This is a genomic window from Dorea sp. Marseille-P4042, from assembly GCF_900290215.1.
GTDB classification, from domain to species: Bacteria; Bacillota; Clostridia; order Lachnospirales; family Lachnospiraceae; genus Dorea; species Dorea formicigenerans.
The window spans coordinates 395,775-408,333 of the sequence record NZ_OLMI01000003.1; the positions used below are offsets into that span (position 1 = coordinate 395,775).

At 43.3% G+C, this 12,559-nt stretch carries 13 protein-coding genes and 1 pseudogene; 4 read left to right on the top strand and 10 right to left on the bottom strand.

The genetic code is table 11. The annotated features are described in order from the left end of the window. Position 1: 1 nt before the first annotated feature. The 5 genes from C7E02_RS15345 to C7E02_RS15365 all read right to left on the bottom strand — a co-directional run bounded on the left by C7E02_RS15345 (position 2) and on the right by C7E02_RS15365 (position 5,240). Positions 2–1,372: an MATE family efflux transporter gene (locus tag C7E02_RS15345; RefSeq protein ID WP_028085902.1), complete on the bottom strand. Its 1,371-nt coding sequence runs from the start codon at positions 1,370–1,372 to the stop codon at positions 2–4. A 106-nt stretch (positions 1,373–1,478) separates the two neighbouring features. Continuing rightward, entirely contained in the window at positions 1,479–2,420 is a 942-nt protein-coding gene (locus C7E02_RS15350) for a helix-turn-helix domain-containing protein (protein ID WP_105310047.1), read from the bottom strand. Positions 2,421–2,454: 34 nt separating this feature from the next. Then, the gene (locus tag C7E02_RS15355; RefSeq protein WP_105310048.1) at positions 2,455–3,918 is read right to left on the bottom strand and encodes an ABC transporter ATP-binding protein; all 1,464 of its coding nucleotides are present in this window, start codon (positions 3,916–3,918) and stop codon (positions 2,455–2,457) included. Beyond that, complete coding sequence (locus tag C7E02_RS15360) at positions 3,915–4,649, bottom strand: energy-coupling factor transporter transmembrane component T (protein ID WP_105310049.1); 735 nt, start codon at positions 4,647–4,649, stop codon at positions 3,915–3,917. The genes C7E02_RS15355 and C7E02_RS15360 overlap by 4 nt, the downstream gene beginning before the upstream one ends. Next, positions 4,650–5,240 carry an MptD family putative ECF transporter S component gene (locus tag C7E02_RS15365; protein WP_028085898.1) on the bottom strand — a complete coding sequence of 197 codons (591 nt, stop codon included), beginning with the start codon at positions 5,238–5,240 and terminating at the stop codon, positions 4,650–4,652. It abuts the gene before it with no gap. Positions 5,241–5,518: 278 nt separating this feature from the next. On the opposite strand from C7E02_RS15365, the gene C7E02_RS15370 reads away from it, so the two are divergent. The 4 genes and pseudogenes from C7E02_RS15370 (at position 5,519) to C7E02_RS15385 (ending at position 8,133) form a co-directional block, all read left to right on the top strand. After that, positions 5,519–5,887, top strand: a complete 369-nt coding sequence (locus C7E02_RS15370; protein ID WP_105310050.1) for a helix-turn-helix domain-containing protein — start codon at positions 5,519–5,521, stop codon at positions 5,885–5,887. A gap of 253 nt (positions 5,888–6,140) precedes the next feature. Further along, a complete protein-coding gene (locus tag C7E02_RS15375; protein ID WP_105310051.1) occupies positions 6,141–6,470 on the top strand; it encodes a plasmid mobilization protein in 330 nt (109 codons plus the stop codon). After that, a pseudogene (locus tag C7E02_RS15380) lies at positions 6,431–7,765 on the top strand (relaxase/mobilization nuclease domain-containing protein). The gene C7E02_RS15375 and the pseudogene C7E02_RS15380 overlap by 40 nt, the downstream one beginning before the upstream one ends. Then, positions 7,762–8,133 carry a cysteine-rich VLP domain-containing protein gene (locus C7E02_RS15385; RefSeq protein ID WP_008689659.1) on the top strand — a complete coding sequence of 124 codons (372 nt, stop codon included), beginning with the start codon at positions 7,762–7,764 and terminating at the stop codon, positions 8,131–8,133. The pseudogene C7E02_RS15380 and the gene C7E02_RS15385 overlap by 4 nt, the downstream one beginning before the upstream one ends. Before the next feature lie 164 nt (positions 8,134–8,297). On the opposite strand, the gene C7E02_RS15390 is transcribed toward C7E02_RS15385, so the two are convergent. Genes C7E02_RS15390 through C7E02_RS15410 form a run of 5 tightly spaced genes read right to left on the bottom strand, consistent with a single transcriptional unit; the run spans position 8,298 to position 12,235 of the window. Further along, positions 8,298–8,897, bottom strand: coding sequence for a response regulator (locus C7E02_RS15390; protein ID WP_029731095.1), 600 nt, complete (start codon positions 8,895–8,897; stop codon positions 8,298–8,300). Next, positions 8,878–10,182: a hypothetical protein gene (locus tag C7E02_RS15395; RefSeq protein WP_105310052.1), complete on the bottom strand. Its 1,305-nt coding sequence runs from the start codon at positions 10,180–10,182 to the stop codon at positions 8,878–8,880. The genes C7E02_RS15390 and C7E02_RS15395 overlap by 20 nt, the downstream gene beginning before the upstream one ends. A 34-nt stretch (positions 10,183–10,216) precedes the next feature. After that, the gene (locus C7E02_RS15400; protein ID WP_105310053.1) at positions 10,217–10,864 is read right to left on the bottom strand and encodes a hypothetical protein; all 648 of its coding nucleotides are present in this window, start codon (positions 10,862–10,864) and stop codon (positions 10,217–10,219) included. Continuing rightward, entirely contained in the window at positions 10,855–11,559 is a 705-nt protein-coding gene (locus C7E02_RS15405; RefSeq protein ID WP_105310054.1) for a hypothetical protein, read from the bottom strand. Before C7E02_RS15405 ends, C7E02_RS15400 begins: the two co-directional genes overlap by 10 nt. After that, positions 11,552–12,235 (bottom strand): ABC transporter ATP-binding protein, encoded by a 684-nt coding sequence (locus tag C7E02_RS15410; protein WP_203226976.1) that lies wholly within the window; start codon positions 12,233–12,235, stop codon positions 11,552–11,554. The genes C7E02_RS15405 and C7E02_RS15410 overlap by 8 nt, the downstream gene beginning before the upstream one ends. Between the last annotated feature and the right edge of the window lie 324 nt (positions 12,236–12,559).

Here is a 12,559-nt window from a genome sequence, read left to right on the forward strand (position 1 = left end):
TTCAGCACACCTCCTTTTTCAATAGGGACATTCTGCGAAATTCAATAACCGCAATTCCGGCGCAGATAATAAAAATAATGACATCCACTACTGCGGGAGCCGCCCAAACGCCTCTGATACCCATATCAGCAATCATAGGCAAAATCATGACGCATGGGATAAAAAGAACAATCTGCCGAAGAAGCGACATGATACTGGCTTTTTTCGCCCGTCCCAATGCCTGCAACAGCGTGATAATCACAATCATGGAGCCTTGCAAAATATAAGAACTAAAGAAGATACGGAAATTTGCCACTCCCTGATCTACAATCGCCGGGTCAGTAATAAACAAAGACATAACAGCTTTCGGCGCAAGTTCAATGGGAATATAGAACAGGAGTGAAACTAACGTCGCGCCAATCATAAAAACTTTTGCGAGCGTTTTTACCCGGTCATATTGTTTTGCTCCATAATTTGTCCCGGCGGCGGGCTGGAATCCCTGGCTGATTCCCCAAACAGGAATAAAGGCAAAAGACTGAATACGCAGGGCAACACCTAATAAGGTTTGCCATGTATCACCGCCATAGTTAGCGGCTACGTTATAGAGAACTGTTTGCTGAAGCAAGGTTGTAACCTGCATTAACATAGCAGAAATTCCCACGCCGACAATCTCTGGCACCAGAGTACGCTCAAACCGGATTTTACAGATACGGACATTTTTGCTCTTTTTCACGAAATACCAAAGTGTAATTGCCGCCTGAACAAATTGGGAGAAGATTGTTGCATAAGCTGCCGCTTCAATTCCCATTCCCAATGGATTCAGCAGGGAAATCAAAATAGGGTCAAGGACAATATTCAAAACTGCGCCGATTCCCATAATTGTCATGGCGCGTTTCAATAAGCCCTCACCGCGCATTACCATATTTGCCGCCTGTGAGAAGTTTACAAATACAGAGCCTAAAAAGACAATTCTAAGATACTTTACCGCAAGGGACAGAGTTTCCCCGGAAGCGCCGGAAAGAAGCAAAATCTGACGGGTAAATACCGTTCCGATCACAGTAATAATCAGGGAGCAGACAACAATCATCATAATCAAGTTACCCATGATTTTGTCAACGGTGGCCTGGTCTTTTTTCCCGATAGCCCGTGATAATACCGAAGCGGAGCCGACGCCTACCATAATCGCAAGCCCGTTGTTAATCAAAGTGAACGGGTAGGAAACAGATACCGCGCCTACACCGGCTGTACCTACCATTTGTCCTACAAATACTCCATCCATAAAAGAGTACAGCCCAACTACCAACATACCGATTACCGCAGGAACACAAAGGGAAATCATAAGAGGTATTGGGCGTTCTGTCAGCAACTTTGTTCTACTGTCAGAAGTTTTCATTTTGAACACCTCACAATCAAAAAAATAAGTGATAGATTAGCTCTTTCTAACCTACCACTTATTGTACTGGTATTTGTTTTTTTCATCCACTCTCTACGGCTCAAACCTACTCCCGATGGCTTTTGAATTTACGGTAATCAATCGGCGTCATTCCCGTGGCCTCCTTAAATGCTTCTGAAAATTTACTGCAATTTGTATAACCCACTTCAGCCGCAATCGCAGCTACGGTTTCGCCGGTTTCCGCCAGCAAATGACCTGCCATATCCATACGGTAAGAACGCATGAAAGAATAGATTGCCGTTCCATATACGCCCTTAAAACAGCGTTTCAGGCTGGAAACAGGTATTTCAAACCGTTTGGACAATTCCTCCATCGTATAATGCTGTTCTGGAGAAGCGGTAATAAAATCGCGTATTTCTTTCACAATTTCAACCTGCTGTTTCACAAAGTAGGGCCTCTCGATCTGTTCTTTGGGGCGTTCCATGTTTTTTAACTGAAACAGGATTTCCAATACTTTGATCTTGTAGTATTCGCCACTGCTATCCCACGGTACTTGCTCAATTTCCTCAAAAATATGATGGATGATTTCATTTCCTTTTGTAATAAAGGGCTGCCCCTCCGAAAGAAACTTATCCCTGATGGTATAAATATCAATATTTACACCCTTTATAAAGTCTGCCAACGCCTGATTTGCTTCTTTCATGTGAATACGCAGGCTGATTCCGTGGTAATGTCCCATTGGAAAGTGGAGGGTAAATTTACGTCCCGCCCGAATATCAATCACATAGTTTCCTGATTCCAGATAAACATATTTATCCTTGGAAATTTCCCATTCTACACGGCCTTCCCTGCAAAAATCCAGCCAAAGAATATCAACGTCGTCACTTTTAACCGTAGGACACTCCTGCATATGAAAATCAGAATGAAGCAGATAAATACCGGGGAACACCCGAAAGGCCGTAGAAATCCCGTCGCCGGTTTCATTTTCCATACGGCTCACTTCGCAAGTATCTGATTTATAATACGGCTTTTTTTTCGTTTCACCCATTCCGTCACCTTACTTTCTAACTTATTTTCTATCACTAATATAAGTGGAAAAAATCGAACAGCTTTCCCATTTCAGCAGTATCGAGGCTGTATTGCTCTACGATTGTTCCGTCCTCTATACGGATAATATTGTCACAGGTCTTTAGAATAAATTCCGGGTCATGTGTCACGATCAACAGCGTTTTTCCTTGTTGTTTAAGCTGCTGCATAAGTTCCGCCACCTGTTCCATATGTCGGAAGTCTAAGCCACTTGTAGGCTCGTCTAATAGAAGCATTTTCTTATCAGAAAAAATAGCACCGGCTATGGCTACCCGTTGTTTTTGCCCACCAGATAATGACATAGGATGTCTTTCACGAAACGAAATGAGGTCAAGACGTTCCATAACCTGTTCTACTTTATTTGTGTCTGCATTATCAGCCCCCAAAACAATTTCATCAAACACACTCTCTGTAAATAGCTGATGGTTGACATCCTGCATAACAAGATAACAGTTTTTCGCCCATTTACGCAAAGAGTACGATTTTCCATTGTCCTGCACTTCCCCGGAACATCTTTTTTCTAAACCGCACAGACAGCGGAGAAAGGTACTCTTTCCCGCGCCATTTTTACCAATGACTGCAATCGCTGTCCCTTTTGTAAAATTCACCGCAGGAATATGTAACGATTGCTGTTCCCCTTTATAGGCAAAATCCATCTGCTTTAATTGATAGAAGCCGGAACCAGAGGATTTTTCTATATGCAATTCATAAATCTGTTTTAGACTGGCGGGCCGCAGCCCTAAATTTTCTACTTCCCTTTGGGAGAGTCCTAAAAAATCAGCCGTTGTCCATTCACGGCGTATCTCACCGTTTTGCATATAAATAATGCGGTCAGCCAATTCCATAAGATAATAGAGCCGGTGTTCTGCGATAATGACAGTCTTTCCAGCAGATTTCCAGCATGAAATGATATGCTTTAAGTCCTCAATCGCCGCTACATCCAAATTGGAAGATGGTTCGTCCAAAACAAAAATTTCAGGTTCCCCGGCAGATACAGACGCACAGGCGATTTTTTGTTTTTCACCACCTGATAAATGAAAAATATTCCGGTCGATCAGATTTTCAATCTGAAACAAAGAAACCGTCTGATGGATTCGCTCACGGATTTCATCTTCTGGAAGTCCTTGATTTTCACAACTAAACGCAATCTCGCTGGTGGTATCAACATTAAAAAACTGGCTGCGGGGATTCTGAAAGACAGAACCGATTTTCCGGCTCAAAATATGTAATGGCTGCTCCCGGATTTCCTTGCCGTCCACCTTGACAATCCCATTTAACTCTCCCTCATAATACCACGGAATAAGCCCGTTTATCAATCGTGTCAGCGTAGTCTTTCCACAGCCGGATTCTCCGCAGAGAAGTATGACTTCTCCCTGCCGGATGGAAAGATTGATATTTTTCAGGTTCCCTTTTTCTTCACTTCCATTGTAAGTAAAGGTCACGTTTTCAAGTTGAATCATATCATACCCCCTACATGAAGCACAAAGCATATCCAGCAGGCAATACATAACAGAAAACACAACAGGTCAGAAAGATGAAAACCGATCTCACAAATATTTGTGCGTTTTGTATCTCCGCTTAGTCCTCTTGTCAGTGCGGAAATAGATAATTCTTCCCCGATTTTTACAACTGACATTAAAAGGGGAACCATACGATACTCCAACATTTCCATAGGATTACGCAAAGAATTGATTCCTCTCATGTGCATAGCGTCCTTGATTGCTGCGCTCTCCTCTTTAATGGTCGGAAAGAAACGGAACATAACTGACATAGGAATCGTTATTTTATTGGAAATGTGCATACGTTCCATAGCTGCGTTAAACTCGCTGACCTTTGTTGTACTTACCACAAAATATCCAGTGATCAGGCTCGGCATCATTCGGTAAATAATGCCAGCGGTTGCTCCGATCAGAATACTTATCATTCCACTTGTTACAGGCATAACGAAAGAAATCATACTATATGCGGCGGCATAAGCTAAGAGATAAGAAATAGCAGCTTTTACACGGCCAGACAAAAGCAGCAGGGCAAATGGAACCAACGCCAGCACAGGATGAATGACGGTCATGATTCCACCAACCCTGCCACTTATCATAATGGTGCATACTGTGGCTACAAGAGCCAATTTTGTGCGTGGGTCAAGTGTAAAGCGTACTGTATTTTCGTTGCCTGAAATCAGACCAGCAGACACTTAAACAATACCTGCCCGGACAAAATGCTTTTTCAGAACAGCTTTTCCCAATGCGGCTCCGATCAATCCGCCGATGAAGCAAGCCGCCAGTAAAACAAGGAACATCCAGCCAGGTGTATAGGCGCGAAGCGTATCAACATATTCCTGTCCATAACCAGACACTAAATCTGCGAAATAGGATTCCCTCGTCAGATAAAGCGGTATGTAATTGCCAATAAACCAAATGCTGTAAACAGCGTAGGCTAATGTCGTATTCTTTTTGCTGGTATAGTTCCCGGCTTTCAAAATGAAATCAGCCGCAAGGCCAAAGATCAGTGCGGTAAACATTGTAAAATATCCCATGCCAAATACAAACATGAGAATCCCACAGATAATCGCTGTAATTGTTACCATACCAAATTTTTTGATTTTGGTTAAGTAGAGCATGAAAGGAATCCCGGTAATGATTGGGCCATAGAATGTCATAGCCAGCAAGAAAACTGGAATAAACCCTAACATAGCGCAAGCCAAAAAGACTACAAAGTAGATTGCAGTAAAAATACCTATGGTAATCAGGTCTTTTGCCTGCAATTTAGAAGATTGTTGATTCATAAATTGTTCCTCCGTTTCTTGGTTAGAAAATGCTAACCTATTTTCTTTAGAAAAGGGATACGGAAAAATTTTGTACCCCTTTTCGATTTTTAAGTATATCAATCTCAAAAATTTTCTTCCACTCTCAATAGCTCAAATATGCTCCCGTTGGTTCATAAATTATAAGAACACACTTTACAAAAATAGCACTGGGAAGAATTATAAAATGAAGATAAAACGCATATCAAATCATTCCCGGCGCACTCTATGAACAATAGAATGTAACTGGGTGATATGATATGCCGAATATAAAAGATTGTCCCGGTTTTGAAAGTTTCGGGGCGGACGTGCAGCAGGCACGGGAAGCCGTAGGAATGTCCCGCAGGGAATTGGCGGAACGGGTGGGAATTGACCCGCGCTATCTTGCCAACATTGAACTATGCGGCACTATACCGAGTGTGCCGGTTGTTATGCAGCTTATCCGGCTGTGCAAGCTGCCAGCGGAACGCTATTTCAATCCCGGCTTAATCAGGGAGGACAGCGAACAGGGTCAGCGGACAAGCCACAAGTTGCAGCTCTGCCCGGAAAAATACCTGCCTATCGTCGAGGGCGTCATTGACGGGGCAATCAAATTGAATGAAATCGACGGGAAAACGGAGGGTGAATAAAACATCCTCTGTTTTGCTTTTTATGGAGGCCGCGAAAGGGCCTCTTATTTTTTTACAGATTTTTTCCCGGAAATTCCGGTTTTGCGGGTAAAATGGGGCGTTCTGTTCGCTCTATATGCGGAGGAAAAGAAAAACAGCAAGCATAGGGAGTGTAGCCACACTCCCGAACACCGGCCCCATCCCTCCCTGCGGGCCGGAGCCGGTTGCTTGTTGGGGAAATCCCCAAACCCCTGAATGAAAGGACGGTGAGGAAATGGCAAACCGAAAACGGAAGATTGTGCTGCGCGTCCCTGTGACGCCGGAGGAAAGGGCGCTGATCCAGCAGAAGATGGCCCAGCTTGGCACAAAGAACTTTTCTGCCTACGCCCGGAAAATGCTGATTGACGGCTATATCGTCCATATCGACACCGACCCCGTCCGGGCGCAGACCGCAGAGCTGCAAAAGATCGGCGTCAACGTCAATCAGATTGCAAAGCGGTTGAACAGCATGGGGCCGGTGTACGCGCAGGACATCGAGGACATCAAGGGGGCGCTGGCACAGATATGGCAGTTACAAAGATCCATCCTATCAAGTCAACGCTGAAAAAAGCCCTGGACTACATCGAGAACCCGGACAAGACCGATGAAAAGCTGTTCGTTTCTTCCTATGGCTGTTCCTATGAAACGGCGGATATTGAATTTCAAATGCTGTTAGATCAGGCGTACCAAAAGGGCAACAATCTGGCCCACCACCTGATACAAGCCTTTGAACCGGGGGAAACCACAGCGGAGCAGGCCCATGAGATCGGGCGGCAGCTTGCCGATGAAGTGTTGCAAGGCAAGTACCCCTATGTGATTACCACCCACATTGACAAGGGCCACCTGCATAACCACATCATTTTCTGCGCCGTGGATATGGCGAACCAGCGCAAGTACATTTCCAACCGCCAGACCTATGCCTTTATCCGGCTCACCAGCGACCGGCTGTGCAAGGAACACGGCCTGTCTGTGGTAAAGCCCGGCAAGGGCAAGGGCAAGACCTACGCCGAGTGGGACGCACAGAAAAAGGGCAAGAGCTGGAAAGCAAAACTGAAAACCGCCATTGACGCAGCTATCCCGCAGGCCAAAGATTTTGACGGCCTCCTGCGGCTCATGGAGGCACAGGGCTACGAGATAAAGCGTGGGAAATTTATTTCATTCCGCTCCCCCGGACAGGAACGCTTCACCCGCTGCAAAACCTTGGGCGAGGACTACACCGAAGAAGCCATTACCCGGCGCATTAAGGGGCTGGCCGTGGACAGAGGGCCGAAACGGAAAGTGGATAAGGGAATCTCCCTGCGGATTGAGCTTGAAAACAACATCAAGGCCCAGCAATCGGCGGGCTATGCGCGGTGGGCGAAGCTGCACAACTTGAAGCAGGCCGCCAATTCCTTAAACTTCCTGACGGAACACCAGATCGACAGCTACTAGGGCTTGGAAAGCAGGCTGTCCAAGATCAGCGCGGCAAATGACGCGGCGGCCTCCGCCCTGAAAGACGCAGAACGTCGCCTTGTGGATATGGCGCTGCTGATAAAGCATATTTCCACCTATAAGGGGCTGCGGCCTGTGGCGCTGGAACTGCGAAATGCCAAAGACAAGGCCGCGTTCCGGCGGCAGCATGAAAGCCAATTGATCTTGTATGAGGCGGCGGCAAAGGCGCTCAAAGAGGCCGGGGTCACAAAGCTCCCCAATCTGTACGCCCTCAAACCCAAGTATAAAAAACTAGACGCAGAACGGGAACGGCTGTCCGCACAGTACAGCGAAGCGAAACAAAAATTGAAAGAATACGGCATTGTCAAACAGAATGTAGACAGCATTTTGCGGACAGCGCCGGGAAAGGAGCATACGCAGGAACGATGAACATACCGAGAATGAGTTATCCCCAATACCGCAAGGCCCGCAGGCTCACCCATGAGTGCTGCAACTACTGTAACGGAAACTGCCTCCTGCTGGACGATGGGGAGGAATGTGTCTGTGTGCAGAGTATTTCCTATTCGCTGCTGTGCCGGTGGTTCAAGGTGGCCGTCCTGCCGCTGGACGCGGCCCTGTGTGCCGAGATCACCAAAGGCCGGGACGAGATCAAACGCTGCGCCGTCTGCGGGGCGGCGTTTACACCCAACTCCAACCGGGCCAAATACTGCCCGGATTGCGCGGTGCAGGTACGCCGGAAGAAAGAGGCGGAACGCCAGCGGAAAAGATACCTCCTGTCTACGCATTTAGGACGGTAAAAGTCCACGGAAATCAAGGGTTTTTCCGCATAGTCGGCAGGCAGGTGGATAAAGTTATCCTGTTCCCCTTAAAACGGGGTTCTAAATGCGGGAAAACGAACAAAAAGAAATGCCGGACGCAGAGGCTTTGACAGCCCCTGCGCTCGGCGTTTTCTATCACTGGGTTACATTAAAGGGTTAATGTATCCTAAAATAATAGCTTTGTTGTACGCCTCAATAGAATTTGTGGCATCCAATTTTTCATAAATATTTTGGATATGATTATAAAGAGTTCTCTCACTGATATATAAATCCTTTGCTATTTCATGTTTTGTTTTCCCTGTTCCAATCGCCTTAATAATTTCTACTTCACGATCTGTTAGACAATCTAATAAAGGGGACACAGTGGACTTGTGACCTTTACTAATAGCTGTGAGTTTTTTTACCAACTCGTCAGCAGAAGCAGACTTATCAATATAACTTACGGCGCCTTTTTTAAGTGCCTCCTGTCTATAAACTGGCATATCATAAGAGGATAGCATAACCACCTTTATTTTTGGCTTTTTACTATATATCGTTTCTATCAGATCAATGCCAGAACTTTTTGACTGCTCTCTTAGGTTGACATCAAGTAATACAATGTCCCATTCGTCTACGGAAAGAATATTCCAAAACTCTGTTTCATTACTTACATAGCGACAGATAGAGATTTCATCCCAATCTTCCAGAAGTTTGCTTAAACTCTCTCCAAATATCCTGTGATCATCAAATAGTAATATCTTCATTTTTTCTCCCCAAAACTGCCGTTGCAGTTAAAATACCATCTTTCTCTAAATACTGAATGTTACCACCATTCCCATTTATCAACACCGTCAAGAACAGCATACCACCTTTGGAAGAAAGAATATTTTCAATGTCATTTGGTTTCGCTCCATCATTTTGACAGGTAATTACGAGTTTACTTTCTTCATTTAGCGCGATTTCCAAATGGATAAAAGTAGCGGCAGCGTGTTTATAAACATTGTTGACAAGTTCTTTGATTATCTGCATGGTCTGTTCCAAACTGTTATCTTTTTTCAAAGCAATCCTTGCTTCGCTGTCAATCGTGAAATCTACAAGTATATTCTTCTTTGGGTACAGCTTCTTAATCGCGTCAAGCATATATCCGATATGTTCCCATGAAGCATACCACGAAAAGATATTAGAGGAATAGAAATTCATCATATTTCTTACCCGCAATTCCAAATCAGACAATATCCTTTTTGTTTCATCAACATCTGGTGAGCGAAGCGACAGGAGATTTTTGGCACCTCCAATGTCTTGAAGCACATCGTTATGAAGCAGTCTTGAGAAATCTTCCCTCTCATTTGCAATATAGTTCGTTAATTCATAATACTTTGTCAACTCCTTGTAACGGGCCTCCATGTCGCCAAGATGAATGACAGCAAAAGCCTCAAATAAAAGCATTATAAGCTGAAAAAATACATTGACTTGTAGGGTGGACAAATCAAAGCAATAAAGTACGACTGTAAACAAGGGAATCATAAAAGCGAGGACATATCTTGCTTTCCTCTGGGCAATCGGAAGAATATTAACCTGTTTCAAATTTATATATCTATAATCAAGGAAAATTCCCATGAACATTCCAACTAACATAGTTATAGCAGGGAGAATTTGGAAATTGAAAAACGACAGTATGATAGCCGCAATTCCAAACAGCAAGCGAACCATTTTACCCCGGCTTGCGTCAGTTCTTACCAGCATTATTCCGATAATCAATGCAAAAGCCAGAAATGCACCCGTGTATAAGGTGGAAAATCCATCATACATCAGCGCCGCAATAAAGGAAACAGAAAGCAGGTTCCAGCCACATTCAGATATTGTTGCCTTTCGCCGTGATGTCATTACATGAAGATAGAGCAGATTGAAATAACAAAGCAAGACGGCAATCGACAATAAGTTGATGGCTCCGTCATTCGCAATTCCTTTATGTGTTCTATCCAATATAACCCATAAAGTCACAATACCCGCATGAAGAAACAGATACGGATAGAAGCGTTTATCCTGCATAGGACACCCCTCCTTTCAGCTAAAATTCATTATGTTAGTAATATGATGATACGATCCGTTCTTTAGTCATCAGACATAAACCACACGCAGTCAAAACTATTATACTCACTGGAGAAAATAGTAGCAACACCCACACATTATTCGTTTTCATAAATATCCCACATTTTAAGACAACCAGCAAAATATGAAGCAGTGTTGCAAAGATAGGAATACTCTTAAACCAGTTCATATTTCTAATCCAGAGAATCAAAACATTTATAAATGCCGAATACAATATGCTAAGGATCAGAAAATAGGTGCCTAATAACAAGATAAGGTTTGGCAGGCGAATGGAAATCATCAAAAGTAGAGGAAACAAAAGGATCAGCGTTCCAATCCATAGTGATAGCAGATTCTCCTTAACAATACTTGAGATTTTAATACCATTAGCAAGTTTCCATTCTATTCTCTTTGTGGTTTTTTCTTGCTGCAACATATCCTTGCTTATTTCTCCGGCAAAAAAGATAAATAAGCACAGGTATCCATCAAGCATAAAATACTTTATATCAACGCCAAATACAATGTTCTCTGAAATATCCCCAAAGTTCATCAGAGAGATCATGCCAAAGATAGCTGCTACCGCACTCATAAATATAAAATTCCAGTTCAATACCCTTTTAAGGTTTAAGGTTATCAAACCCATTCGCCATCCCTCCTGATAACTGCTTCGTTGCTCATGTGCCGAGCCTTAAAGAAACTTAATAGTGCAAACATCATGCAAAGTGCAACATCAACCACAATAATCAAATAGTCAATTCCTATATGATGTTGATTCACAAACTCTGTAATTCGTTCTGTCGACATCGCAATCAAATAAACCAGTGCAAAATTACCAAAGAATAGAACATTTTTGAACAGTTTTACTCGTTTCACATCCAGTACAATGATATTCAAAGCGACAATCTCACAAAAACTAAGTACAAGAATACTAAGATAAACGCATACGATCCGCCCAAAGCTCATTGTCCAGTCGGTAAAGTAATAGCAACTCATAAAAACAAAGAACGGGATAATACCAGAAAAGCGGAAAATCTGTATCGAATACTGTTTTATAATCTCTTTTACCGCAATTCCAGAAGCTGCAAAAAATTCAATTCTCCGGCTTAACTTATCCTTTGCTGTCAAATCTACAATCATAGCACCGGATTGCAGGGAGGTAAGACCAAAAATAACCGCATAGAGCATTAGGACTAAATAATCTTCTCCCTTAGACTGCAAGGCGTCCATCTGCATTGCAAAGCTCATAAAAATCGCCAGAATGGCAACAATCGCAGTATCAATTAGGAGGCTTTTACTTCTGGTAAGATAGTAGCCTGCGCCTTTTCCCATGTTACTCATGCCGATTGCCCTCCTTAATAAAGATTTCTTCCAATGATTGTCCTTGCATTTCTTGAATACCCTTATCAAACAGCAATCTGCCATTTTTAATCATAGATACATCATCAGCGCACTTTTCAATCTCGCTAAGGTCATGTGAAGTGATAAGAACCGTTTTTCCGTCAGCTTTTAGAGCCTCTATCAAACTACGGATTTCTACTCTGGATATGGGGTCTACACCCGATGTTGGTTCATCCATGAGCAGAATATCCCGTCCCATCATAATCACAATCAAAAGGGACAGTTTTCTTTTCATTCCTTTAGAATAAGTGCTAACACGCTTTCCTAAATGCTCGGTCAATCCTAATTGCGTACAATAGCCGTCTGAACGATCATTTATTTCAAATCCAAAGTATTTTCCAAAAATTTTCAAATTTTCAAGGCCAGTCTTTTCGTCATACAGATAGTCATTTTCAAGCTGCATTGCATATTTCCCTGCAATGTTGATTGTCCCTGCATTTGGCTGGTATACCCCTGTAATCAAGCGCAGCAGTGTGGTCTTTCCAGAACCGTTCGGGCCAATAATCGCATGAATAGTATTTGCTTTTACATTCAGGCTAAAATTCTCAAACAAAACTCTGCCACTAAAAACCTTTGTTAAGTTCCTCACTTCAATCGCATTTTGAATTGCAGACATATTTTTTGCTCCTTTCATCTGGTGATCCAGCGTATAGGTATAGTGTATAAAACAAAGGGGCATTTCACATGAGTAATTACTGCAATTTTATCCGACTACATCAACAGTAGTTACAAAAAAGGACATAAGGCACACTTTCAAATCTATCCTGTCTATGCATTTAGGGCGGTAAAAGTCCACGGAAATCAAGGGTTTTTCCGCATGGTCGGCAGACAGGTGGATAAAGTTATCCTGTTCCCCTCAAAACGGGGTTCTAAATGCGGGAAAATGGACAAAAAAGAAGCGCCGGGACAAAGACAGCTTTTTAGGTCTTTGTCCCGGCTG